General features: G+C 71.4%; 21 protein-coding genes. 2 read left to right on the top strand and 19 right to left on the bottom strand.

Features of this window, described 5'->3' with window-relative positions; translation table 11 throughout:
- Window positions 1-132 precede the first annotated feature (132 nt).
- The 3 genes from aspS to PYR91_RS18370 are packed head-to-tail and all read right to left on the bottom strand — an operon-like array spanning window position 133 to window position 3,850.
- Window positions 133-1,911: an aspartate--tRNA ligase gene (gene aspS / locus PYR91_RS18380; protein WP_279781096.1), complete on the bottom strand. Its 1,779-nt coding sequence runs from the start codon at window positions 1,909-1,911 to the stop codon at window positions 133-135.
- Window positions 1,908-3,167, bottom strand: a complete 1,260-nt coding sequence (hisS, locus tag PYR91_RS18375) for a histidine--tRNA ligase (RefSeq protein ID WP_279781095.1) — start codon at window positions 3,165-3,167, stop codon at window positions 1,908-1,910. Before hisS ends, aspS begins: the two co-directional genes overlap by 4 nt.
- Complete coding sequence (locus tag PYR91_RS18370; RefSeq protein ID WP_279781094.1) at window positions 3,167-3,850, bottom strand: MBL fold metallo-hydrolase; 684 nt, start codon at window positions 3,848-3,850, stop codon at window positions 3,167-3,169. Before PYR91_RS18370 ends, hisS begins: the two co-directional genes overlap by 1 nt.
- A gap of 190 nt (window positions 3,851-4,040) precedes the next feature.
- Here PYR91_RS18370 and PYR91_RS18365 point away from each other — a divergent pair, with 190 nt between their 5' ends.
- The gene (locus PYR91_RS18365) at window positions 4,041-4,904 is read left to right on the top strand and encodes a peptidylprolyl isomerase (protein ID WP_279781093.1); all 864 of its coding nucleotides are present in this window, start codon (window positions 4,041-4,043) and stop codon (window positions 4,902-4,904) included.
- Window positions 4,905-4,963: 59 nt separating this feature from the next.
- Window positions 4,964-6,193, top strand: coding sequence for a DUF349 domain-containing protein (locus PYR91_RS18360; RefSeq protein ID WP_279781092.1), 1,230 nt, complete (start codon window positions 4,964-4,966; stop codon window positions 6,191-6,193).
- Between the two features lie 61 nt (window positions 6,194-6,254).
- Here the strand turns inward: PYR91_RS18360 and PYR91_RS18355 are convergent, their stop codons facing one another.
- The 16 genes from PYR91_RS18355 to PYR91_RS18280 all read right to left on the bottom strand — a co-directional run bounded on the left by PYR91_RS18355 (window position 6,255) and on the right by PYR91_RS18280 (window position 24,201).
- Window positions 6,255-8,441, bottom strand: coding sequence for a bifunctional (p)ppGpp synthetase/guanosine-3',5'-bis(diphosphate) 3'-pyrophosphohydrolase (locus tag PYR91_RS18355; protein WP_279781091.1), 2,187 nt, complete (start codon window positions 8,439-8,441; stop codon window positions 6,255-6,257).
- 232 nt (window positions 8,442-8,673) lie between these two features.
- Entirely contained in the window at window positions 8,674-9,192 is a 519-nt protein-coding gene (locus PYR91_RS18350) for an adenine phosphoribosyltransferase (RefSeq protein ID WP_279781090.1), read from the bottom strand.
- A 133-nt stretch (window positions 9,193-9,325) separates the two neighbouring features.
- Window positions 9,326-10,396: a protein translocase subunit SecF gene (gene secF / locus PYR91_RS18345; protein WP_279781089.1), complete on the bottom strand. Its 1,071-nt coding sequence runs from the start codon at window positions 10,394-10,396 to the stop codon at window positions 9,326-9,328.
- A complete protein-coding gene (gene secD, locus PYR91_RS18340) occupies window positions 10,396-12,150 on the bottom strand; it encodes a protein translocase subunit SecD (RefSeq protein ID WP_347943247.1) in 1,755 nt (584 codons plus the stop codon). The genes secF and secD overlap by 1 nt, the downstream gene beginning before the upstream one ends.
- 44 nt (window positions 12,151-12,194) lie before the next feature.
- On the bottom strand, window positions 12,195-12,548 hold the full coding sequence (gene yajC, locus PYR91_RS18335) for a preprotein translocase subunit YajC (RefSeq protein WP_279781088.1): 354 nt from the start codon (window positions 12,546-12,548) through the stop codon (window positions 12,195-12,197).
- A 389-nt stretch (window positions 12,549-12,937) separates the two neighbouring features.
- Window positions 12,938-13,987 carry a Holliday junction branch migration DNA helicase RuvB gene (ruvB, locus tag PYR91_RS18330; protein ID WP_279781087.1) on the bottom strand — a complete coding sequence of 350 codons (1,050 nt, stop codon included), beginning with the start codon at window positions 13,985-13,987 and terminating at the stop codon, window positions 12,938-12,940.
- A 7-nt stretch (window positions 13,988-13,994) separates the two neighbouring features.
- The gene (gene ruvA, locus PYR91_RS18325; RefSeq protein ID WP_279781086.1) at window positions 13,995-14,615 is read right to left on the bottom strand and encodes a Holliday junction branch migration protein RuvA; all 621 of its coding nucleotides are present in this window, start codon (window positions 14,613-14,615) and stop codon (window positions 13,995-13,997) included.
- Window positions 14,612-15,169, bottom strand: coding sequence for a crossover junction endodeoxyribonuclease RuvC (gene ruvC / locus PYR91_RS18320; RefSeq protein ID WP_279781135.1), 558 nt, complete (start codon window positions 15,167-15,169; stop codon window positions 14,612-14,614). Before ruvC ends, ruvA begins: the two co-directional genes overlap by 4 nt.
- A 245-nt stretch (window positions 15,170-15,414) precedes the next feature.
- Window positions 15,415-16,578, bottom strand: a complete 1,164-nt coding sequence (locus tag PYR91_RS18315; RefSeq protein WP_279781085.1) for a GNAT family N-acetyltransferase — start codon at window positions 16,576-16,578, stop codon at window positions 15,415-15,417.
- A gap of 87 nt (window positions 16,579-16,665) precedes the next feature.
- Window positions 16,666-17,418 (bottom strand): YebC/PmpR family DNA-binding transcriptional regulator, encoded by a 753-nt coding sequence (locus PYR91_RS18310; RefSeq protein WP_279781084.1) that lies wholly within the window; start codon window positions 17,416-17,418, stop codon window positions 16,666-16,668.
- A gap of 3 nt (window positions 17,419-17,421) precedes the next feature.
- Window positions 17,422-18,012, bottom strand: a complete 591-nt coding sequence (gene pdxT, locus PYR91_RS18305; protein ID WP_279781083.1) for a pyridoxal 5'-phosphate synthase glutaminase subunit PdxT — start codon at window positions 18,010-18,012, stop codon at window positions 17,422-17,424.
- Window positions 18,013-18,260: 248 nt separating this feature from the next.
- Window positions 18,261-19,766, bottom strand: a complete 1,506-nt coding sequence (locus PYR91_RS18300) for an alkaline phosphatase D family protein (RefSeq protein ID WP_279781082.1) — start codon at window positions 19,764-19,766, stop codon at window positions 18,261-18,263.
- Window positions 19,767-19,905: 139 nt separating this feature from the next.
- Entirely contained in the window at window positions 19,906-20,820 is a 915-nt protein-coding gene (gene pdxS, locus PYR91_RS18295; RefSeq protein ID WP_279781081.1) for a pyridoxal 5'-phosphate synthase lyase subunit PdxS, read from the bottom strand.
- Window positions 20,821-20,944: 124 nt separating this feature from the next.
- The gene (locus PYR91_RS18290) at window positions 20,945-21,958 is read right to left on the bottom strand and encodes a DUF3048 domain-containing protein (RefSeq protein ID WP_279781080.1); all 1,014 of its coding nucleotides are present in this window, start codon (window positions 21,956-21,958) and stop codon (window positions 20,945-20,947) included.
- 396 nt (window positions 21,959-22,354) lie between these two features.
- The gene (locus tag PYR91_RS18285; protein WP_279781079.1) at window positions 22,355-22,954 is read right to left on the bottom strand and encodes a DUF4276 family protein; all 600 of its coding nucleotides are present in this window, start codon (window positions 22,952-22,954) and stop codon (window positions 22,355-22,357) included.
- The gene (locus PYR91_RS18280; RefSeq protein ID WP_279781078.1) at window positions 22,951-24,201 is read right to left on the bottom strand and encodes an AAA family ATPase; all 1,251 of its coding nucleotides are present in this window, start codon (window positions 24,199-24,201) and stop codon (window positions 22,951-22,953) included. The genes PYR91_RS18285 and PYR91_RS18280 overlap by 4 nt, the downstream gene beginning before the upstream one ends.
- Window positions 24,202-24,634 lie beyond the last annotated feature (433 nt).

Below are 24,634 nucleotides of genomic sequence, written 5' to 3'. Positions count from 1 at the left end.
CGATCGGCCCCCACGCGGCACGCAGAAAGCCCCGGCGCCTGGCGCGCCGGGGCTTTCCCGTCGATGTGCGGCCTTCTGCGCCCTCCGGCCGGGCTCCCGATGGTTTCGGAGCCCCGGCGCGGAGGAGTGCCGTCAGGAGCCCGTAGAGGGCACGGCGGGCGCGGCCGCCCGCGGCGGGGCGGCGTCGACGCCGGCCTCCTTACGCTGGGCGGAGGTGATCGGGGTGGGGGCGCCGGTCAGGGGGTCGAAGCCCGAGGCGGTCTTGGGGAAGGCGATCACGTCGCGGATCGACTCCCCGCCGGCCAGCAGCATGCAGATGCGGTCCCACCCGTAGGCGATGCCGCCGTGCGGGGGCGGGCCGTACTTGAACGCCTCCAGCAGGAAGCCGAACTTGGACTCGGCCTCCTCCTTGGAGATGCCCAGCACGTCGAAGACCCGCTGCTGCATCTCGGCGCGGTGGATGCGGATCGAGCCGCCACCGATCTCCATGCCGTTGCAGACCATGTCGTAGGCGTACGCCAGGGCCTCGCCCGGATGGTCCTGGAAACTGTCGGCCCACTCGGGCTTCGGGCCGGTGAACGGGTGGTGCACGGCCGTCCAGCCGATCCGCGCGCCGGCGTCGTCGAGGACGGGCTCGAACATCGGGGCGTCGACGACCCACAGGAAGTTCCACGCGGACTCGTCGATCAGGCCGCAGCGGCGGCCGATCTCCAGGCGCGCGGCGCCCAGCAGGTCGCGCGAGGCGGACGGGTCGCCCGCCGCGAAGAAGACGGCGTCGCCCTCGGAGGCGCCCGCCGCGGCCGCCAGCCCGGCGCGCTCCCGCTCGGAGAGGTTCTTGGCGACCGGGCCGCCGAGCTCGCCGCCCGGCTGCACCAGGACGTACGCCAGCCCCCTGGCCCCGCGCGACTTGGCCCACTCCTGCCAGGCGTCGAGCTCCTTGCGGGTCTGGGACGCCCCGCCGGGCATGACGACGGCGCCGACGTAGGGCGCCTGGAACACCCGGAAGGCGGTCTCGGCGAAGTGGCCGGTCATCTCGACCAGCTCGCAGCCGAAGCGCAGGTCGGGCTTGTCGGAGCCGAAGCGCTCCATCGCCTCTCGGTAGGTCAGCCGCGGGACCGGCGACGGCAGCTCGTAGCCCACGGTCTCCTTCCAGACGCGGCCGATCAGCGCCTCGCCCAGCGCCATGACGTCCTCCTGGTCGACGAAGGACATCTCAACGTCGATCTGGGTGAACTCGGGCTGCCGGTCGGCGCGCAGGTCCTCGTCGCGGAAGCAGCGCGCGAGCTGGTAGTAGCGCTCCAGCCCGCCCACCATGAGCAGCTGCTTGAACAGCTGGGGCGACTGCGGCAGCGCGTACCAGCTCCCGGGCTGCAGGCGCACCGGCACCAGGAAGTCGCGGGCGCCCTCGGGCGTGGACCTGGTGAGATCGGGCGTCTCGACGTACAGGAAGCCGTGCTCGCGCATCACCTCGTGCGCCAGGTAGGTGGCGGTGGAACGGGCGCGAATGGCCTGGGCGACCTGCTGGCGGCGCATGTCGAGGTAGCGGTACTTCAGCCGCGCCTCCTCCGACACCCCGCCACCGCCCTCGATCGGGAACGGCAGCGGCGCCGACTCGCTGAGCACCTCGACCTCCGAGGCGACGACCTCGATGGCCCCGGTGGGCAGGTCGGGGTTCTCGTTGCCCTCGGGCCGGGCGCGAACCTCCCCGGTGATCCTGACGCAGTACTCCGAGCGCAGGTCGTGCGCGTGGTCCTCCTCGCGGAACACCACCTGCGCCGTGCCGGAGGCGTCGCGCAGGTCGATGAAGACCACGCCGCCGTGGTCGCGGCGGCGTGCCACCCATCCGGCGAGCGTCACCGGCTGCCCGGCGTGCTCCTCGCGCAGCGATCCGGCGGTGTGCGTGCGGATCATTTGGTCAGTATCTCCTTCAGCGTCGTGACGATCTCGGCGAGCGGCAGGGCGGTCTGGTCGCCGCTCACAAGGTCTTTCACCTGGGCGGTGCCGGCGGCGAGATCACGTTCGCCGACGATCACCGCGTAGGCCGCCCCCGAGCGGTCGGCGCCCTTCATGGCGCCCTTGAGGCCCCGGCCGTCGAAGGCCATGTCGGCGGCGACGCCGGCCGCCCGCAGCTCGTGGACGAGCGTGAACACGCGCCTGGCGGCCTCCTCGCCGAGCGGCACGGCGTAGACCTCGACGCGGGGCGGCGCCGGGCGGTCGTCGTTCTCGGCCTCCACGGCCATGATGATGCGGTCGACGCCGACGGCGAAGCCGATGCCGGGCAGCGCGGGGCCGCCGATGTCCTCCGAGAGGCCGTCGTAGCGCCCGCCGCCGCCGATGCCCGACTGGGCGCCCAGCATGGGGTGGTCGAACTCGTAGGTGGTGCGGGTGTAGTAGTCGAGCCCGCGCACCAGCCGCGGGGTGTCCTCCCACGGGATCCGCAGGTCCTCCAGCAGCGACCGGACGCGGTCGTGGTGGGCCTTGCAGGAGGCGCACAGGTGGTCGGTGATCAGCGGGGCGTTCTCGACCAGCGCCCGCACCTCGGGCCGCTTGTCGTCGAGCACCCGCAGCGGGTTGATCTCGATGCGCCGGCGGGTGTCCTCGTCGAGGTCGAGGGCGCGCAGGAACTCCTGCAGGGCGGCGCGGTAGGCCGGGCGGCACTGCTTGCAGCCCAGCGTGTTCAGCAGCAGCCGCACGCGGGTCAGGCCGAGCGCCTGGTAGCCCGCCCAGGCCAGGGCGATGGTCTCGGCGTCCACCGCCGGGTCCTCGCTGCCGATGGCCTCGACGTTGAACTGCTGGAGCTGGCGGAACCGGCCGGCCTGGGGGCGCTCGTAGCGGAACGCCGGGCCGGTGGCCCACAGCTTGACCGGGAGCTGGCCGTGGTGCAGGCCGTGCTCCAGCACCGAGCGCATGACGCCCGCGGTGAACTCCGGGCGCAGGGTGACCGAGCGCCCGCCGCGGTCGGCGAAGGTGTACATCTCCTTGGAGACGACGTCGGTGGATGCGCCGACCCCCCGCGCGAACAGCTCGGTGTCCTCGAAGACCGGCACCTCGATGTAGGAGTATCCGGCGTTGCCCGCGGCGGTGGCGAACGCCTCGCGCACCGCGAGGAACGTCGCCGAGCGCGGCGGCAGATATTCAGGTACGCCCTTGGGCGCTTGAAAGCTCATCACAGTCCCCTGGTTGGACCCACGAACGGCCTTGCCTCAGCAAGATACGGGTTGGCGGCCCGTTCACGGCCGATCGTCGTGCCCGGGCCGTGGCCGGGCAGCACCGTCGTGTCGTCCGGCAGGCCGAGGCAGACCCTGCCGAGGCTGCGCAGGATGGTGGCGTAGTCGCCGCCCGGCAGGTCGGTGCGCCCGATGGACCCGGCGAACAGCAGGTCGCCGGAGAACATCACCCGCTCGCCGGGAAGCCGGAAGGTGACCGACCCCCGGGTGTGGCCCGGCGCGTGGTCGACGGTGATCGCCATGCCCGCCAGCTCCAGCACCGCGCCGTCGGTCAGCTCGCGCACGTCGTCGGGCTCGGTGAACTCCATGCCGCCGAACAACTGCCGCCCCGCCATGGGCGAGAGCCCCTTGCCGGGATCGGCCAGCATCTCGCGGTCGTCTGAATGTATCCACGCGGGCACGTCGCGCGCCCCGCACACCGGGGCCACCGACCAGGTGTGGTCGATGTGCCCGTGGGTGAGCAGCACGGCCACCGGCTTGAGCCGATGCTCGCGAAGCAGGGAGTCGAGACCGGCCACGGCGTCCTGACCAGGGTCGACGACCACGCACTCCTCGCCCGCGGCGGGAGCCACGACGTAGCAGTTGGTCTGGAAGGAGCCTGCGGGAAAGCCGTCGATGAGCACGGAAGCGGTCCTCGGGTGATCGATCTCGTCAAGGAAAGCGGATGGGAATGTAACCGAAGGGTACCGGTGCGGGTCGCCGGGCTGCGAACCATCACCCGTAGGCCGATACGATTCGCCCACTCCATAAAGGTGGCGGTCGCCCCGCGAGGCGGCCAAACCCCCACAACTCCGGCAGTCGGGAGGACTCAGCGTGGCGACCGGCAAAGACCGTCAAAGGCAACTGGCACGGGAGCATTACGAACGGCAGGCGCAGCGGCGCCTCGAACGCGAGGCTCGCAAGAAGCGGGTGGCGATCATCGGGACGACCGCCGGCGTGCTCGTCGTGGTGGGCGGCATCTTCGCGGCCGTCGCGCTGATCGGCGGTGGAGACTCCCAGACACAGGCCGCCTCGTCCGCCACGCCGGCGCCCTCCGCGCCGCCGTCGTCCGCGCCTCCGACGCCCAAGCCGTACGACGCCGCGAGCGGCACGTGCGACTACGTCGCCGACGCCGCGGGCGGCCCCTCCAAGAACGTCGGCGTGCCCCCGGCGAAGGCCGACACCTCCCCCAAGAGCATGACCCTGGCCACCAGCCAGGGTGACATCGTGGTGAAGCTGGCCACCGACAAGGCGCCCTGCACGGTCAACTCCTTCGCGTTCCTGGCGAAGAAGAAGTACTTCGACGGCAGCAAGTGCCACCGCATGGGCCCGGACGCCTTCCCGATGCTGCAGTGCGGCGACCCGCTGGCCAAGGCGGACGGCAAGAACCCGACCGACGGCCAGGGCGGCCCCGGCTACCGCTTCTCCGACGAGAACCTGAAGGACGCCAAGTACACCCGCGGGGTGGTCGCGATGGCCAACGGGGGGCCGGGCACCAACGGAAGCCAGTTCTTCATCATCTTCGGCGACCTGACCCTCCCCCCGAACTACACACCGTTCGGTACCGTCACAAAGGGGCTCGAAATCCTCGACAAGGTGGCCAAGAAGGGCGTCCTGCCGGGCGGCATGGGCGATGGCACCGGAGCCCCCAAAGAGCCCGTCGAAATCAATCGCGTGACAATCTCTGGCAAGAGCTGACGTAATACAACCAAGGACGCGTAGCGTCCTGGAGGCTGATTCGAGTGCGGGAGGACACGGTGAGCACCGACCCGTGGGGCCGGGTAGACGACGACGGCACCGTCTACGTTCGTACGGCCGAGGGAGAACGGGCCGTCGGGTCCTGGCAGGCCGGCGAACCGGAAGAGGCCCTCGCCTACTTCCATCGCAAGTACGACGAGCTGGCCACGCAGGTGGAGCTGCTCGAACAGCGGGTCCGGGGAACCGACCTGCCGCCCGCACAGGCCGAGGCGACGATCGTCAAGCTGCGCGAGTCCATCGCCGGCGCGAACGCCGTCGGCGACCTCGCCGGCCTGGAGTCCCGCCTGGAGGCGCTCTCCGAGCTGGTCGGCAAGCGCCGCGAGGAGGTCAAGGCCGCCCGCGACCAGGCACGCGCCCAGTCGCGGGAGATCAAGGAGCGCATCGTCGCCGAGGCCGAGCGCATCGCCGAGGACGCCACCCACTGGAAGTCCGGCGGCGAGCGGCTGCGCCAGCTCGTCGAGGAGTGGAAGGGCGCCGAGCGCATCGACCGGGTGACCGAGGCCGCCCTGTGGAAGCGCCTGTCGGCCGCACGCACCGCGTTCGCCAAGCGGCGCAAGTCGTACTTCGCCGGTCTGGACGAGCAGCGCGAGTCGGTGCGCAGCCTCAAGGAGCGCATCGTCGCCGAGGCCGAGGCGCTGGCCACCTCGACCGACTGGGGCGAGACGGCCTCGGCCTACCGCGAGCTCATGCGCCGGTGGAAGACCGCCGGCCGGGCCTCGCGCGAGGCCGAGGACGAGCTGTGGAACCGCTTCAAGGGCGCCCAGGACCAGTTCTTCCAGGCCCGCTCGGCGGTGTTCGCCGAGCGCGACGCCTCGCTGCGGGAGAACGCCGAGGCCAAGGAGCGCATCCTCGCCGACGCCGAGCGCATCCTGCCGGTGACCGACGCCAGGGCCGCGCGCGCGGCGCTGCGGACGGTGCTGGAACGCTGGGAGGCGGTCGGCCCGGTGCCGCGCGAGTCCAGGGACAAGCTGGAGGGCGGTCTACGGAAGATCGACGACGCCGTCCGCAAGGCCGAGGAGGCCGAGTGGAAGCGGTCGAACCCCGAGGCCCGCGCCCGCGCCCAGACCACCGTCGACCAGCTCCGCCGGTCGCTCGACCAGCTGGAGGGCCGCCTGGCCAAGGCCAGGGCCGCCGGCAAGGACAAGGAGGTCAAGGAGTCGGAGGAGGCCATCGCCGCCCGCCGCTCCTGGCTGGAGGAGGCCGAGCGCACCCTGGCCGAGTTCTCCTGACCCGCTCGCGACTCTCCCCGCCCCTCCCGGACGAGCACCGTGCCCGTCCGGGTGGACGCGTTCAGCTGTTGACGCGGTAGACGTCGTAGACGCCCTGCACGTTGCGCACGGCCTTCAGCACGTGCCCGAGGTGCTTGGGATCGCCCATCTCGAAGGTGAACTTGCTGACCGCGGTGCGGTCGCGCGAGGTGGTGACCGACGCCGACAGGATGTTGACGTGCTGGTCGGACAGCGTGCGGGTGATGTCGGACAGCAGGCGCGGCCGGTCGAGGGCCTCCACCTGGATGGCCACCAGGAACACCGAGTCGTCGCCCGGCGACCAGCTCACCTCGACGAGGCGGTCGGGCTCGGCGCGGAGCTGGTCGATGTTGGGGCAGTTGGTGCGGTGCACCGACACCCCGTGGCCGCGGGTGACGAACCCGACGATCTCGTCTCCGGGCACCGGCGTGCAGCACCGCGACAGCCGGACCCACATGTCGGACTCGCCCGCGACGATCACGCCGGCGTTGGTGCCGGTGCGCGGCCTGCCCCGCAGCTTGGTGGGGACGGCGGCCTCGGCGATGTCCTCCTCGGCGCCCTCGACGCCGCCCAGCGACTGCACGAGCTTCTCGACGACCGTCTGCGCGCTCATGTGGCTCTCGCCCACGGCCGCGTACAGCGCCGAGACGTCGGGGTAGCGCAGGTCTCTGGCCAGGGCCAGCAGGCTCTCGCCGGACATCAGCCGCTGCAGCGGGAGGCCCTGCTTGCGCATGGCCCGGCCGATGGCCTCCTTGCCCGCCTCGATGGCGGTCTCCCGCCGCTCCTTGGAGAACCACTGGCGGATCTTGTTGCGGGCCCGGCCGCTCTTGACGAACTTCAGCCAGTCGCGGGAGGGGCCGGCGTCGGGCGACTTGGAGGTGAAGATCTCCACGGCGTCGCCGTTGCTCAGCCGCGACTCAAGCGGCACCAGGCGGCCGTTCACCCGCGCGCCGATGCACCGGTGACCGACCTCGGTGTGCACCGCGTAGGCGAAGTCGACCGGCGTGGCGCCCTCGGGCAGGGCGATGACCTGGCCGCGCGGGGTGAAGACGAACACCTCGGAGACCGACAGGTCGAAGCGCAGCGACTCCAGGAACTCGCCGGGGTCGGAGGTCTCCTTCTGCCAGTCGAGGAGCTGCCGCAGCCAGGCCATGTCGCCGGCGGACTTCACCCGCGCGCCCGCGGGCCCGCTGACGCCCATCTCCTCCTTGTACTTCCAGTGCGCCGCTACGCCGTACTCGGCGCGGTGGTGCATCGCGCGGGTGCGGATCTGCAGCTCCACCGGCTTGCCCTCGGGGCCGATGACGGTGGTGTGCAGCGACTGGTACATGTTGAACTTGGGCATCGCGATGTAGTCTTTGAACCGCCCGGGGACGGGGTTCCACCGCGCGTGGATGGTGCCGAGCGCCGCGTAGCAGTCGCGAACGGTGTCCACGAGCACCCGGATGCCCACCAGGTCGTAGATGTCGTCGAACGCGACCTCGCGCGCGATCATCTTCTGGTAGATCGAGTAGTAGTGCTTGGGCCTGCCCTTGACCGCCGCGCGGATCTTCGCGTCACGCAGGTCGGCGGAGACCTTCTCGATGACCTCCTGCAGGAACAGGTCGCGGCGCGGCGCGCGCTCGGACACCATGCGGGCGATCTCGTCGTACCGCTTGGGGTAGAGCATCCCGAACGCGAGATCCTCCAGCTCCCACTTGATGGTGTTCATGCCCAGCCGGTGGGCCAGCGGCGCGAAGATCTCCAGCGTCTCGCGAGCCTTCTGCTCCTGCTTGTGCCGGGGCAGGTAGCGCAGGGTGCGCATGTTGTGGAGGCGGTCGGCGAGCTTGATCACCAGGACGCGGATGTCGCGGGACATCGCCACGACCATCTTGCGCACGGTCTCGGCCTGGGCGGCGTCGCCGAACTTGACCTTGTCGAGCTTGGTGACCCCGTCGACCAGCAGGGCGATGTTCTCGCCGAAGTCGCTGCCCAGCTCGTCGAGCCCGTAGGCGGTGTCCTCGACGGTGTCGTGCAGCAGGGCCGCGCACAGGGTCTCGTCGTCGGTGCCGAGCTCGGCGAGGATGGTGGCCACCGCGAGCGGGTGGGTGATGTACGGATCGCCGCTCTTGCGCTTCTGGTCTCGGTGGTGGTGCGCCGCGACGTCGTAGGCCCGCTCGATCAGCCGTAGATCGGCCTTGGGATGTGTGGCCCGGACCGTCTTGAACAGAGGTTCCAGCACCGGATTCATCGCGCCACCCCATTGCCCCCCGAACCGGGACAGCCTGCGGCGTACGGCAGGCGCCGGTCTTTCGTCGGTGCCTGCGGACATGGCTAAACCCGTCTCCTCCGCGGGCGCGGATACCGGCTCAGGGGTGTCGGTCACGTCGGGCGGGGCCATGTCACGGGGCACTCAGACTCCTCACGTCGAGTCCAGATGCTCCAGTGTATCCGTGGTGCGGGGCCCGTCTTCCGCGAGCCGATCAGACGACGACCAGAGCCCGCGGCTCGACGCCGTCGAGCCGCTCGCGGCCCTTGAGGAAGGCGAGCTCCATCAGCACCGAGACGCCCACCACGTGGGCGCCCGCGCGGTTGACCAGCTCGACCGCCGCCCGGGCGGTGCCGCCGGTGGCGAGCACGTCGTCGACGACGAGCACGCGCTCGCCCGGGGCGAAGGCGTCGCGGTGCACCTCGATCACCGCCGAGCCGTACTCCAGGTCGTAGGAGGCGTCGAACGTCGCCGCGGGCAGCTTGCCCTTCTTGCGGATGGGGACGAAACCGGCCCCCGCGCGCAGGGCCACCGGGGCGGCGAGGATGAAGCCCCGGGCCTCGATGCCGACGACCTTGTCGACGTCCAGGCCCTCGGCCAGGGCGTCGATCACGGCCGAGAAGGCGGCGTGGTCGGCCAGCAGCGGGGTGATGTCCTTGAAGACGATGCCGGGCTTGGGGTAGTCGGGGACGTCCCTGATCAGGTCGAGGATCAGCTCGGTCAGGTCGCGCATCTGGGGGATCCTTCCCGGCGGCGACGCGCCCCCGCGACACCGGGTGTCGCGGGGGCGCGTCGGTGGTGCCTCGGGCCGGGCGCCGCGCCAGGGCCCTCCCGGGCGGGAGGGGCCTCGCGGCGGCGCCCGGTCGTCAGCGCTTCTTGCGCTTGGCCCCGGCGTTCGCGCCGGTGGCGGAGGACTGCGACCCCGCCGCCGCCGGCTCCTTGCCCTTGACGACGCGGGGGGCGTCCTGCACGTCGGCCTTGCGGTTGGCGGCCAGCCGCTTGCTGAGCGCGAGGTACTTCGGCTCGCGCTCCTTGAGCCGCACGAGCAGCGGGGTCGCCACGCACAGCGAGGAGTAGGTGCCGACGATCATTCCGACGAACAGGGCGAGCGAGAGGTCCTTCAGCGTGCCGGCGCCGAGCAGGGTCGTGCCGATGAACAGGATGGCCGCGACCGGCAGGATCGCCACCAGCGAGGTGTTCAGCGAGCGGACCAGGGTGTGGTTCAGCGCGTTGTTGGCGGCCTCGGTGTAGGTCATCTTGGAGGTCGCGCCGAGCTTGGCCGTGACCTCCTTGATCATGTCGAACACCACGACGGCGTCGTACAACGAGTATCCGAGGATCGTCAGGAAGCCCAGCATCGTCGCGGGGGTCACCTCGAACCCCGACCACGCGTAGACGCCGGCGGTGATCACCAGGTCGTGCAACAGCGCGACCACCGCGGCCAGCGCCATCTTCCACTCGAACGCCATGGTGAGGTACAGGATGATCGCGATCATGAACACGATCAGGCCGATGATGGCCTTGTTCAGCACCTCACCTCCCCAGGTGGCGCCGATGATCTGCTTGCTGATCTCGGTGCCGGGGATGTCGTAGGTGCCGGCGACGGCGTTCTGGACCCGGCTGACCTCGGCGGCGGGAAGGCTCTCGGTGGTGACCCGCCAGCGGGGGCCGGCCTCCTGGACGATGACCTGGTGGACGCCGGCGTCCTGGAACGTCTCGCGCACCTGCTCGATGGTCGAGGACGCGGGCTTGGCGAAGCTGAAGACCGAGCCGCCCTTGAACTCCACGCCGAGGTTCAGCCCCTGGACCACCAGGCCCAGGATGGAGATCGCCAGCAGCACGCCGGACAGGGAGTACCAGAGCCTGTAGCGGCCGACGAAGTCGATGTCGACCTCGCCGCGGTACAGGCGGCGCCCGATTACCCCGATGCGCGACATCAGCCCTCCTGCGGAATGGTCGTGCGGACGGCGGGCGTCTCGCGGCTCATGCGCTCGGCGTCCAGGCCCGACAGCTTGTGGCCCTTGGCGAAGAACGGGGACCGCGCCAGCGCCGCGACGAACGGCTTGGTGAAGAGGAACACCACCACGATGTCGATCAGCGTGGTGAGCCCCATCGCGAAGGCGAACCCGGCGACGCCGCCGACCGCCAGGAAGTACAGCACGATCGCGGCGATGAACATGACCGCGTCGGCGATCAGGATCGTGCGCCGGGCGCGCACCCAGGCGACCTCCACGGCGACCCGCAGCGAGCGCCTGCCCTCCTTCATCTCGTCACGCATGCGTTCGAAGTAGACGATGAAGGAGTCGGCGGTGATGCCGATCGAGACCACCAGGCCGATGATGTGCGGCAGCGACAGCCGGAAGTTGGCGTTGTGGCCCAGGATCACCACGGCCTGGTAGGTCAGGATCGTGGCGACCGCGAGGCTGGCCACCGCGACCAGGCCGAGGCCCCGGTAGTAGAACAGGCAGTACAGGACCACCAGGATCAGGCCGATGCCGCCGGCGAGCAGGCCGCCGTGCAGCTGGTCGGCGCCCAGCGTGGAGGAGACCTCCTCGATGGAGCTCTGGACGAACTTCAGCGGCAGCGCGCCGAACTTGAGCTGGTTGGCCAGGGCCTCGGCCGTCACCTGCGTGAAGCTGCCAGAGATGCGGGCCTGGCCGCCGGGGATGGGCTCCTCGATGGTGGGGGCCGAGATCACCACGCCGTCGAGCACCATCGCGAGCTGGTTGCGCGGCTCCGGGGCGCTGGTGATCTGCCCGGTGATGGTCGCGAACTGGCTGGCGCCCTTGCTCTTGAAGTTGACCGAGACGATCCACTCGCCGGTGGTGGAGTCGACGCCGGAGGTGGCGCCGGACACCTCGGTGCCCTTCACCGCGGCCTTGTCGAGGATGTACCTCGCGGTGCCGTCGTCGCTGCACGCCGCGTACTGCTTGTCGGGGTTGTCCTGCGTGCCCTGGCCGGCGTTCTTCGCGCAGTCGAGCTTCTTGAACTGCTCGGCCACCGCGGGGTCGATGCCGGTCATGTCGACGCCGGCGAGCGGGTCCTGCTCGGCGGGGGCCGAGGGCTGCCCCGAGGGCGCGGGGGTGCCGGGGCTGGGAGTGGCCTCGCCCGACTTCTCGGCGGACGGCGAGGGGGCGGGCGTCGGGGCGGTCAGCGCCGACGACAGCGCCCGGCCGGCCGGGGTGCCGCTGGGCGCCGGCTCGGCCGTCGCGCCGGGCTTGGCGGACGTGGACGGCGCCGGGGTGGCCCCGCCGCTGCCGGACGGCGCCGGAGTCGCCGGGGCGGTGGGGAGCGCACCGGGCGGAATGGCGGCCGGCGCCCACGCGAGCACCTGGCGGAACCGCAGCTCGGCGGTGGTGCCGAGACGCTTGACGACCTCATCGGACCCCGCGCCGGGCACGGAGATGATGATGTTGTCACCCGACTTGGCGACCTCGGCGTCGGAGATGCCGCTGCCGTTCACCCGCTCGCGGATGATGTTGACGGCGAGGTCGAGGCTCTCCTCGGTGGGCGCCGCGCCGGTCTCGGTCTGCGGCGAGAGCGTCACCGTGGTGCCGCCGGCGAGATCGAGGCCGAACTTGGGCACGAACGACTGCTGCAGGAGCATCGCCGCGCCCATGGCGAGGATGAGCGCCAGCAGCGCCAGGAGCACACGCCCCGGCTTGCTCTGGCTACTGGTCGATGAGGCCACTGGTGGTCAGTTCTTTCGTCAAGGGGTTTGCGGCGAGCCTACCTTCAGGCCCTCGGGCTGGTCGGGCCCTCGTCTCCCCGGCGGTCGGGGACGTCGGTCGCCGCTTCGTCGGCGATGGACTCGTGAAGGCCATCTCTATTGTCCACCGGGTCGTCCTCGACCGGAGTCAGCACACGGCCGATGGCGCCCTTGACCCACCGGGTTCGCACGCCGGGGGCCAGCTCAAGGATTACGTCGTCGTCCTCGACGGCGACGACGTCGGCGAACAGGCCGGTCGTCGTCATCACACGGACGCCCGGGGTCAGGCTGTTCTGCATCTGCGCCTGCTCCTGCTGCCGCTTTCGCTGCGGGCGGATGAGCAGGAAGTAAAAGACCACGACCAGCAAGATCAGTGGCACGAACGATCCAAGGCCCTGCACGGGGCTTCCTTCCGGTTACGAGCTGACCGGCCTGCGCCGGATTGTCTGACGGCGAGCAGCACGGCGGCACGCTGATCGTCTCAGCGTACACAGCCAGCCAAGCCACGGAGTTTAGGCGAGCTTGTCAAAGCCCGGCAACGAACCCACGCTTCAGCGGGCGGGAAAGTTCCCGTTGTCACCGATCTGTGACCGCCCCATACAGCAACCTTGAAACTTTCCGGTCTCCCGCCCCCACCGGCTACTCCGCGCGGCGGGACGGGCCGCCGTCCGGTGCCGCCGGCCGGGGGCGCCGGGCGGCGGGGCGGCGGCCGGAGGCGGCAGGCCGCCGGAGGCTTGTCAACGGCCGTGTCAGAACGCCTGCCGCGCGCTCAGGGGGTGTCGAAGAGCATCGGATACCCGGCGGCGCCGAAGGCGTCCGGCGGCGGTGTCAGGCCCAGGTGGCCCCACGCCGCCGCAGTCGCCACCCGGCCGCGGGGGGTGCGGGCGAGCAGGCCCTGCCGCACCAGGAACGGCTCGGCGACGACCTCGACGGTCTCGGGCTCCTCCCCCACCGCGACCGCCAGCGTGGACAGCCCGACGGGCCCGCCGCCGAACTTGCGCAGCAGCGCGCCGAGCACCGCGCGGTCGAGCCGGTCGAGCCCCTCGGCGTCCACCTCGTACAGGTCGAGGGCCGTGGAGGCGATCTCCCTGGTGATGACGCCGTCGGTGCGGACCTCGGCGAAGTCGCGCACGCGGCGCAGCAGGCGGTTGGCGATGCGGGGCGTGCCGCGCGACCTGCGGGCGATCTCGTGCGCCCCCTCGTCGGGGATGTCCAGGCCGAGCAGCCGCGACGAGCGGTACAGCACCTGCTCCAGCTCGCCGACGTCGTAGAAGTCCATGTGGGCGACGAAGCCGAAGCGGTCGCGCAGCGGCGCGGGCAGCAGGCCGGCGCGGGTGGTGGCCCCCACCAGCGTGAAGGGGGCGATCTCCAGCGGGATCGCGGTGGCCCCCGGCCCCTTGCCGACCACGATGTCGACGCGGAAGTCCTCCATGGCCAGGTAGAGCATCTCCTCGGCCGGGCGGGCCATGCGGTGGATCTCGTCGATGAACAGCACCTCGCCCTCGGCGAGGGTGGACAGGATGGCCGCCAGGTCGCCCGCGCGTTCCAGGGCCGGGCCGGAGGTGAGCCGCAGCGGCGCGCCGAGCTCGGCGGCGATGATCATCGCCAGGGTGGTCTTGCCCAGCCCCGGGGAGCCGCTCATCAGCACGTGGTCGGGCGGGCGGGCGCGGCGCAGCGCGCTTTCGAGCACCAGCGAGAGCTGCTCGCGCACGCGGGCCTGGCCGATGAACTCGCTGAGCCGTTTGGGCCGCAGCGCGGACTCGATCGCCCGCTCGTCGCCTTCGGCGTCGGGGGACACGAGCTCTCTGTCGGGGGTCATCGCGGCCCTATCGCTTGCTCAGGGCCCGCAGGGCCGCCTTCAGCAGGGCCGCCACCTGGGGGGCGCGGCCCGCGGCGATCTCGGCGTCGGCCTCGGGGGACACGGTGGCGACGGCCTCGTCGGCGTCCTTGGCCGAGTAGCCGAGGCCGACGAGACCGGAGTGCACCTGCTCGCTCCAGGCGGGCGCCCTGGCGTGCCCGTTGAGCGCCGCGGCGACGGCGGCGTCGGGCGTGCCGAGCTTGTCCTTCAGCTCCAGGATGATGCGCTGCGCGCCCTTCTGGCCGATGCCCGGGACCAGCGTGAGCGCCTTGACGTCGGCGGTGGCGACCGCGACCCGCAGCGCGTTGGGGGCGTGCACGGCGAGCATGGCGAGCGCGAGCCGGGGGCCGACGCCGGAGGCGGTCTGGAGCATCTCGAAGACCGTGCGCTCGTCGTCGGTGCCGAAGCCGTAGAGGGTGAGGGACTCCTCGCGCACGATCAGCGACGTCGCCAGCCGGGCGTCCTCCCCGGCTCGCAGCGTGGCCAGCGTGCCCGGGGTGCAGTGGACGAGCACCCCCACGCCGCCGACCTCGACCACGGCGGCGTCGGGACCGAGGGCGGCCACCCGCCCGGACACCGAGGCGATCACCGTTGCGCTCCCTTCACCGGCGCCCCGCGCGGTGCGGCGGGGCGTCTGGCCTTGGCGACGGCTTCGGCGAGGCGGTTCTGGGTGCCGCCGCGCCAGATGTGGCAGATTGCCAGCGCCAGCGCGTCGGCGGCGTCGGCGGGCTTGGGCATGGCGTCGAGCCGCAGCAGGCGGGTGACCATCGCACCGACCTGCGCCTTGTCGGCGTTGCCGTAGCCGGTGATCGCGGCCTTGACCTCCGAGGGGGTGTGCAGGGCGACCGGCAGGCCGCGCCTGGCCGCGCAGACGATGGCCACGGCGGAGGCCTGGGCGGTGCCCATCACCGTGCGCAGGTTGCTCTGGCTGAAGACCCGCTCGACCGCCACGGCGTCGGGCCGCACGTCGTCGAGCCAGCGCTCGATCTCGGCCTCGATGGCCACCAGCCGCGCGCCGATGTCGTCCCCGGCGGGGGTGCGCGCGACGCCGACCCTGACCAGCGTGAGCGGCGCGCCCGCGCGCCCCTGGACGGCGCCGAGGCCGCAGCGGGTGAGCCCGGGGTCGACCCCCATCACCCGCAGCTCGGGCAGCGGCACCGGCTCGCCTCCCAAAGTCGCCGAACACCTGTTCGGCCCCGAACTCTACCGCGACCGACCCACCCGCGCACCCCGGCACGCCCGCCCGTGTCGGCCCTGTGGAAGCGTCTCGTGATCCGGCCGCCGAACCCGGGTCGGCACGAGTGCGACCCGCAGGAACGATCACCAGGTCGCGCGACGTACGGCGGCGCCGGCCTCTCCGTCCCGCTTCCCACCGACGCGTCGCCGGGTCAGAAGTAGTCGATCATGTAGGGCTTGGCGGCGAACGCGCTGCCGAGGAGTTCGTCCACGGCCGGCGCGCCGCCGGTGACCAGGCCGGTGCGGCGCAGGGTGGCGGGCTGGACGCCCGCGAACAGGGCCGAGACGCCGCCGATGGAGAAGCGCGGCGCCTCCGGGGCCCGGCCGCCGGCGGCGGAGAGCGTGCCCTTTCCGCCGGAGACCTCCAGGCGCCAGGCGCCGGAGTTGGCCGGGCGCTCGGGGTCGTCGACGCTCACCACGGTGTCGAGCGTGACGCCGGCCGGGTAGCCGCGGGCGGCGACGGCGGCGGGCAGGTCGACGAGGCGGAACATCCAGCGGACCTGCTGGACCGCGTCGTGCGAGCGCTCGCGCAGCAGCCACAGCACCGGGTCGTCGGGCTCGACGCTGGCGGTCACGGTGGAGGCGACGGTCGACGCGGTGCCGACCAGCGACCACAGCGCCCTGGCGGTGGCCTCGGAGCCGGCGACGAGGTTGTCGACGTTGATGTCGCCCTTGTGCCAGCGGTAGACCGCGAAGCCGTCGTCTGCCAGGTAGGCGAAGTCGTCCTCGTCGGAGAGCCAGAGGCGGGTGACGCGCTCCTCCCAGCCCAGCGGCCCGGAGGCGCGCGAGGCGCCGTAGACGCGTTCCAGGACGTTCCTCAGCTCCGGGGCGTCGTCGGGGCCGATCCTGCGCAGCTTGACGCCGCCGCCCCCGTCGCCGAGCGTGCGCAGCGCCTCGGTGGGCAGCGTGACGCGGTGGCGGCTCCCGGCGTGCTCCCAGCCGAGGCCGCGGTACAGCGGGGTGGTCGCGGGGTAGAGCGCGGAGGCCACGTGGCCGAGGTCGGCGCAGCGCTCGATGGTGGCCCGCATGAGGGCCCGCCCGACGCCGCGGCCGCGGTCCTCGGGGGCGACCGTGACGCCGGCGACGCCGCCCATGGACAGCGGCCGGCCGTGCCACCACTGGTCGTAGTCGTTGATCCTGCTGGTGCCGATCAGGCGGGTGCCGTCGAAGACGCCGAGGTAGCGCCCGGCGCCGAGCATCGGCGTGACGATCTCACGCCAGAGCCCGGCGTCGCCCGCCGGGATGGGGCCGAAGGCCCGCTTGCGGCCGTCGAGGACGGCGTCGAGGTCGTCGACCGCGAGGTCACGGATTTCCACAACGGCCAAACCTAGGGCCGGCGCGGGGGCCGGTCGAGTCGTTTTCCGTCCCCGGCCGGCGGCGCGCCGGCCGGGGAGGGACGCCGGTCAGTCGTCGAGCTTGGCCAGGACCTCGTCGCTGACGTCGAAATTGGCGTAGACGTTCTGCACGTCGTCGCTGTCCTCCAGCGCGTCGATGAGGCGGAAGACCTTGCGGGCGGACTCCTCGTCGAGCGGGACGCTCAGGGTCGGCAGGAGGCTGCTCTCGGCGGAGTCGTAGTCGATGCCGGCCTCCTGCAGCGCCTTGCGCACCGGCACGAGGTCGCCGGCCTCGGAGACCACCTCGAAGGAGTCGCCGAGGTCGTTGACCTCCTCGGCCCCGGCGTCCAGGACGGCCACCAGCACGTCGTCCTCGCCCAGCTCGCCCTTGGGGACGATCACGACGCCCTTGCGGTTGAACATGTAGGACACCGAGCCGGGATCGGCCATGGAGCCGCCGTTGCGCGTCATCGCGACGCGGACCTCGGAGGCGGCGCGGTTGCGGTTGTCGGTGAGGCACTCGACCAGCACCGCGACGCCGCCGGGCGCGTAGCCCTCGTACATGATGGTCTGCCACTCGGCGCCGCCGGCCTCAAGGCCGCCGCCGCGTTTGCGGGCGCGCTCGATGTTCTCGAGCGGGACGGAGTTCTTGCGCGCCTTCTGCACGGCGTCGTACAGCGTGGGGTTGCCGTCCGGGTCGGGCCCGCCGGTGCGGGCGGCCACCTCGATGTTCTTGATGAGCTTGGCGAACAGCTTGCCGCGCTTGGCGTCGACCACGGCCTTCTTGTGCTTCGTCGTCGCCCATTTGGAGTGGCCGGACATCGGCTAGAGCTCCCTCACCATGTCGAGAAAATACGAATGTACCCGCGTGTCCCCCGTCAGCTCCGGATGGAAGGACGTCGCGAGCAGAGGTCCCTGCCGGACCGCGACGATCCTATCTCCCGGCTCGGCGACGCCCAGCACCTCGACGTCGGCTCCGACCGACTCGACCCACGGCGCCCGGATGAAGACGGCGTTCAGGCGGCCCCGGCCCGCGAAGTCCAGCGACGCCTCGAAGGAGTCGACCTGGCGGCCGAAGGCGTTGCGCCGCACCACCATGTCGATGCCGCCGAGGGTCTGCTGGCCCTCGATGCCGCCCTGGATGCGGTCGGCCAGCAGGATCATCCCGGCGCAGGATCCGTAGGTGGGCATGCCGGACTTGACGCGCATGCGCAGCGGGTCGAGCAGCTCGAACGCGTCGGCGAGCTTCCAGATGGTGGTGGACTCCCCGCCGGGGACGACCAGCGCGTCGACGGCCTCCAGCTCGGCGGGGCGGCGGACGGCCACGGCCGAGGCGCCCACGGCTTCGAGGGAGCGCACGTGTTCACGCACGTCGCCCTGCAGGGCGAGCACGCCGATCTTCGGCGCAGACGTCACCGGTGTTCCTCCTGATCGATCCCCCGCACGGACGCCGGCGTGCCGCGCGGGCACGGGTACGGCCGCGGACGCGCCCCCGGACAGATGTGCTCCCCCGTCGGGACGCCGCCCTCCGCACGCCAGGACGCGTGCGGCTCCGGCTCGTGCATGCGTCAGGAAAGCGTACGGCCATGGGAGACAACGTCCCAAACGCCGCTGGACTTCCCGGATCGCGGCGGCGAAGGCGCCGGGGCCCCGGCCCCGGGCGGTCAGGTCTTGCGGACGAGCCCTGGGGACCCGTCGGCGATCGTGAACGTCCTGGCCGTGCGCACCGGGGCGCCGGGCCTGCTCACGTAGGGCACGATCTTGAAGTGGGCGGTGAGCACGGTGGGCTCGACCTTGAGCAGCAGGTATCCGCGCCGCCGCAGGTGGAACCGCAGGTGATGGTTCTTGTCGACCAGGGCGTCCCGGGCGCGGTCGTGGTCGTGCCCGTCTCCCCCGCTGGAGATCGAGGTGACCGCCAGCTCGGTGCCGACCACGCGCGAGTCGGGGTCGTCGTAGTCGAGGGCCAGGTCGCCGGCCCAATGCGAGTGCACGTCGCCGGTGAGCACGACCGCGTTGCGCACGCCGGCGTCCACCCAGCCGCGCGTGACCCGCGTCCGGGAGCCGGAGTAGCCGTCCCAGGCGTCCTGCCTGACCACGTCGGCCGAGCCGGGGTCCCTGCTGCGCCGGCCGAAGAAGACCTGCTGGCCGATGAGGTCCCAGGTCGTGTGCGACCGGCCGAACCCGTCCAGCAGCCATCGCTCCTGCTCGGCCCCCATGATCGTGCGCTGGTCGTCGTCGGAGTCCTCGCAGTCCTTGAAACCGGCCCCGCAGTTCACGCCGTCGCGGTACTGGCGGGTGTCGAGCATGTGCAGCGTCGCGAGGCCGCCCCACTCCAGCCGCCGGTAGAGCCGGATCGCGGCCCCGTGCGGGACGCATTCCTTGCGCAGCGGCATGTGCTCGTAGTAGGCGCGGAACGCGGCCTCGCACCGGTCGGCCGAGCCCGGCGCCATCCAGTTGTTGAGCACCTCGTGGTCGTCCATGATCGCCACCCACGGCGCGGCCGCGTGGGCGGCGCGCAGGTCGGCGTCGGTCTTGTAGAGGGCGTGCCTGCGCCGGTAGCCGGCCAGCGTCCGCGCCTCGGGCCCCTCGTGCGTGCGGACGTTGCCGCCCGGGCACTGCCGCTCGCCCTTGCCGTACTCGTAGAGGTAGTCGCCGAGGTGCAGCACCAGGTCGGGGCGCTCCTGGGCGACCCTGGCGTAGGCGGTGAAGTGGCCGTGCTCGTAGTTGGCGCACGACGTCACCGCCAGGGTGAGCGCCTTGACGGCGGCTCCGGCGGCGGGCGCGGTCACCGCGCGGCCGATCGGCGAGACGTAGGGGCCGGCCTTGAAGCGGTACCAGTACTCCCGGCCGGGCTCAAGGCCGGTGACCTCGACGTGCAGGCTGTGCGCCCACTCGCGAACGGCGTGCTCGGTGCCGCGCCTCACCACCCGCGTGCAGGCGGAGTCGCCGGCCACCTCCCAGTAGACCGGCACGGACGTGGCCGGCATGCCGCCGTAGCCGTCTTCGGCCAGCGGGACGGGCGCGAGGCGCGTCCACAGCACGAAGCCGTCGGGCGTGGGGTCGCCGCTCGCCACGCCCAGCAGGAAGGGCTCTCCGTACGCGACTCGAAGGGGCGGCATCGGCACCCCGGACGCCAGCCCCAGGACGAGGAACGATCGCCTGTCGAGCACACCACGATCATCAGCTATTCACGGCAAACGCCGTGCATAGCGACACCCAGGTCAACGGGGGTATTTCAGACGATCACCCCATTTCTTCCCGGCGCCCCGGAAGTGGCGGCGCCGGGAAGGCGTCAGGGCCCCCGGCGGGCTACCAGCCCCGGGTGGCCAGGCGCTCGGAGTCGGGCAGCGTCGCCACGTTGATGCCGACCATGGCCTCGCCCAGGCCGCGCGACACCTTGGCGATCACGTCGGGGTCGTCGTGGAAGGTGGTGGCCTTGACGATCGCCGCCGCCCGCTTGGCGGGGTCGCCGGACTTGAAGATGCCCGAGCCGACGAACACGCCCTCGGCGCCGAGCTGCATCATCATCGCGGCGTCGGCCGGGGTGGCGATGCCGCCGGCGGTGAACAGCACGACGGGCAGCTTGCCGGCCTTGGCGACCTCGGCGACCAGCTCGTAGGGGGCGCGCAGCTCCTTGGCGGCGGCGTACAGCTCGGCCTCGTCGAGGCCGGCCAGGCGCCGGATGTCGCCGCGGATCTGCCGCATGTGGCGCACGGCCTCCACGACGTTGCCGGTGCCGGCCTCGCCCTTGGAGCGGATCATCGCGGCGCCCTCGGAGATGCGGCGCAGCGCCTCGCCGAGGTTGGTGGCCCCGCAGACGAAGGGGACGGTGAAGGCCCACTTGTCGATGTGGTGGGCCTCGTCGGCGGGCGTGAGGACCTCGGACTCGTCGACGTAGTCGACGCCGATGGCCTGCAGGACCTTGGCCTCGGCGAAGTGGCCGATGCGGGCCTTGGCCATGACGGGGATGGAGACGGCGGCGATGATGCCGTCGATCATGTCGGGGTCGCTCATGCGCGACACGCCGCCCTCGGCCCGGATGTCGGCGGGCACACGCTCGAGGGCCATCACGGCCACCGCGCCGGCGTCCTCGGCGATCTTCGCCTGCTCCGCGGTGACGACGTCCATGATGACGCCGCCCTTGAGCATCTCGGCCATGCCGCGCTTCACACGGGCGGTGCCGGTGCTGGCGGCGTCGTTGACTTCGGGGGTGCTGCTGGACACGGTCCTACCTCACGAGCGCGCGACGATGGTTTCAGCTTCCATGTTAGGCGCTGATCGGAACGGCCCTAGACCCTACGTACCGTCATAAAGGGCCCCCGGTTTTGGACAGGATGGCGGGCCCTTGTCAGGGTTGCACCGGCTTGGGGGCGGCCAGCACGATCCAGACCTGGCCCCGGCTGAACGTCATCGGCTCGCCGTCCGGGGTGGTGAACTTCGTGCCCTCCTCCTCCGAGGGGCGCGACCACCGGGCGCTGTATGCCTTGCCGTCGCGCAGGACGACCGCCTTGCCCTTGCCGGTGGACTGGATCAGCGGCGTGTAGCTGCCGGTGAAGTCGTGGAACTGCGAGCGGGTGGTCTTGGCGTACTGCACCACGATGGTGGGCGCGCCGAGCTGCCCGCCCTCGGCGGCCATGTTCTTGGCGCCGTCCTGCGCCACCAGCCACCGCTTCTGGTCGGCCGACCAGGTGAAGGTGAAGTTCGCCGCCGGGTACCGCACGGTGAACGACTTGCGGGCGGTGCCGCCCTCCTGGACGTCGCCGAACTCGAAGCCGATGTCCTTGGCCTTGGTCGCCTTGGGCGCCGCCGACAGCAGCTTCTTGGGCTCGGCGAACAGGTTGTACGGCGCCGAGCGCCCGGGCTGGCGGAAGTAGGCCCCCGGCCGCGCGCTGTCGGAGACGTCGAACAGCGACGCCTGCTGCACCAGGGGGATCATCTTGGTCTGCACACCCGAGTAGGCGAGGGCGGGCTTGCCGAACATGGACAGGATGTGCAGGTCGGAGATGCGTGCGCTGCGCACCGGGCCGACCTTGGCCGGGATCTTGGAGGAGAACACCGCCATCAGGCGGGTGAGCCCGCCCTCGACCTGCTCGACGTAGACCAGGTCGGCGCTGCGCAGCCCCTGCTGGGGCCGCCCGGCCGCCGTGTTCTCGATCTTCACCGCCAGCACGGGCTTGCGCGCGGCCACCGGCTGCCCCGTGAAGGGATGCTCGGGCGGCGGCTCAGGCGTGGCCGGCGCGGACGTCACCGGCTGCGCCCCCTGCGTGGCAGGCGCCCTCTCATCCCCCGACGAGCAGGCCGCCACGGGCACTAGCACGGCGGCCCCCGCGAGCGCGACGCCGATCACCCGAAAAACCCGCACAGTAGGGCTCCTCCCGATTTGCCGGAAATCGCCATGAGCTTACCGATGCTGGCCACAGGTTCCCGCTGCTACGACCGAACTTCCCAAGATTCACGGTCACCGCGCGGTAAAGGTTTCTCCACTTCGCCGCGAAAGGCACTCCGGCCCACGGTCCAACCTCGGCGGTGACGCGCTCCAACCGCCCAGGCGCCGCTCCTCGCGGACCGCACGCCGAAGCGGGTTTGTGCAGGTGGAATGCACCCTTATATCCCGATAAATCACCATCTCACCCAGACGAGGCCTGCCCAAGCCACAGCCCTCCGGGTCCTCCGTCAGCCGATCGAGGCCACCGGGACGGGCTGCCGCCTCGTCGTCAACGGGCCGGTGACATCGCTCCGATGTCGCCGTCGACGTCCTTCACCGGCCGCCCTCCAGCAAACGAGCGACGTCACGCCAGAACTTGTCGAAGGAGGGCGCGTTCTTACGTGCCTGAGCCATGTCGAAGACCATGGCGAGGCCTGCCTGGTCGACCGTCGGCCGATAGGAGGTGCCGTCGACCTTCCGCACGGAGAGCCATCCCTTCGCGTCGCGCGGACCTTCGGGATCAACGGGGGGCTCCAGGGGACTCGCCAGTCCTCGGCGGCCCGCGAGCGAGGGGGCGGCGGCGAGAAACCACGACTCGAACTCCCGGTTGGCCAGCACCACCGAGATGTTCCTGTCACTCCGCGCCCGCCCGGCCCGCGCCAGGAGTTCCGGCCCCAGGGCCGCGGGGCAGTCATCGTCCGCGTCGATGAGCAGCAGGATGCCGCCTCGGCCGTCGACCTGGTAGGAGGCCTGCAGCACCGCGCTTTCGACTCCGCCGGGGCTGAGCAGTTTCGATCGTGGAACCCGGCGAGGAGGGGGAATCGCCACGGTCCGGATCGAGAGCTCCTCCGCGATCCTTCGGAGCAGGACAGGGAGCGCCTTGACCTCCCCATCGCCTTCTACGACCGCCGCGATGGTGATCGCCTCGGTCATTCGGCCCCCTCCGGACCGGCCCCGAACCCGGTCTCGGCGGGCGGCTTGGGCTGGAGCTGACTCCCGCGCATCAGCTCACCGATCGTGGCTCGCCTGTCTTCGACGATGCGGCGGCTGACGTCGTCGATCTCACCGATCGTCGTGATCCCCTCTGACATGGTCACGACTCGCACGGACCGCGGATCGATCTCGTCGCGGTCGAGCAGATCGGCGCTCTGCGTGGTCACCACCACCTGGACACGCTCGCTCGCTTCGGTCAGCGCGTCGAACAGCGCCCCGGCAGCCGCTGGATGCAGTGACGTCTCGGGTTCCTCGATGCCCAGCAGGGCCACCTCGCCTTCGAGTACGGCGGGCTGGAACAGCGCGGTCAACACACCGGCGGCGCGCAGGGTGCCCTCGGACATCGCCTCCGGCCCGAAGGCCAGGTCTCGGTCCCCGTGACGGGTGCGCAGCTCGACGGTGGAGTAGCTGTCCAGGACACGTTCGCTCACCCCCGTGGCTTCAGGGACGATCGCCCGGATGTAGTCGTCGATGCGTGCCTTCCACGCCGGATGCTCACGGTCGAGCGTTCCCAGGAAAGACCCCACATGCTCGGCGGACGGGCCCAGATACCGCTGCCGCGTGCGGGACTCGATCCGCCTCATCCGCTCGACGTCCACCTGGTAGAAGAACATGGAGATCAGGTTCAGATGGATCCGCGCGAACACACCCTCCACAGCGGCGGCGACCGGGAGGTAAAGCCGGTCTTTCTCGATGCGGCCCTCACGGGCGGAACCACCGGTGATACGACCACCGCCGACACTGAAGCCGTCTTCGCCAGGGACGGAGCCTTGTCCGCCGGCCACTGAGGTGTCGCCCATTCCCGGGTGGCGGTGAGCGAGGCACCGCTCCCAGCGCACTTCGAAGGGACGACGGCCGGAACGGTCGCGACCGATGGCGAATCCGTACCGCACGCGTATCGACTCGCCCTCGAAGGGCACCATGAGCTCCAGGTCGAAGCTCAGCTCGTCGGCGTCCTCCGCCGGGCGCCGGAGGACTTCTTCCAGGCCTCCGCGCGTTTCGAGGGCATTGGCCGGTGTCGTGCCAAGGGCGTGGGCCAGGAACTGCAGAGCGTCGAGAAAGTTGCTCTTGCCGGCCGCGTTCGGGCCCAATAGGACAAGCAGCGGCGCGAACGTGACATCGCATGACGCGATGCTCCTGTAGTTCCGCACTCGTATTCTCCGCAGAAACGGCAGGTCCCGATCCATCACACCCCCTTGCCGTCCGCCTCATCGATTCGCCGGGTACGCCGAGCTTGAGCCGAGATCCGCCCCATGCGCAGCCGCCCGGCGCGAGACACCGCGATGCATCACGGTACAAGATCGAGAAGAGCAGACGGCGCCCCACGGAGGATGTTACGGAGAGGACGGGGCTTGACGGCGGTTCTGTCGCGCGACGGCGAGGTGGGATTGGGGGCAAGGGTCGCCTCTGAGAAGGCTGCGCCGAAGGCACCATCTCAGAGGGCCGCCGCCGGATTGATGTGGGCAGCGCCGGGCCGGGAACGGGCGGTCAGGTGTGTTTGACGAAGGTGCCGAGCTCGTCCTCGTCCACGGCGGTTCGCCTGCGCGACCGCCAGGTCGGCTTGGGTGAGAGTCGCCTCTGAGAGGGCTGCGCCGAAGGCACCGTTTCAGAGGGCCGCCG

Origin of the sequence: Sphaerisporangium sp. TRM90804, from assembly GCF_029846175.1 — a bacterium.
In the GTDB taxonomy this organism is placed as follows: Bacteria; Actinomycetota; Actinomycetes; order Streptosporangiales; family Streptosporangiaceae; genus Sphaerisporangium.
This window is presented reverse-complemented; position numbering and strand designations above follow the sequence as displayed.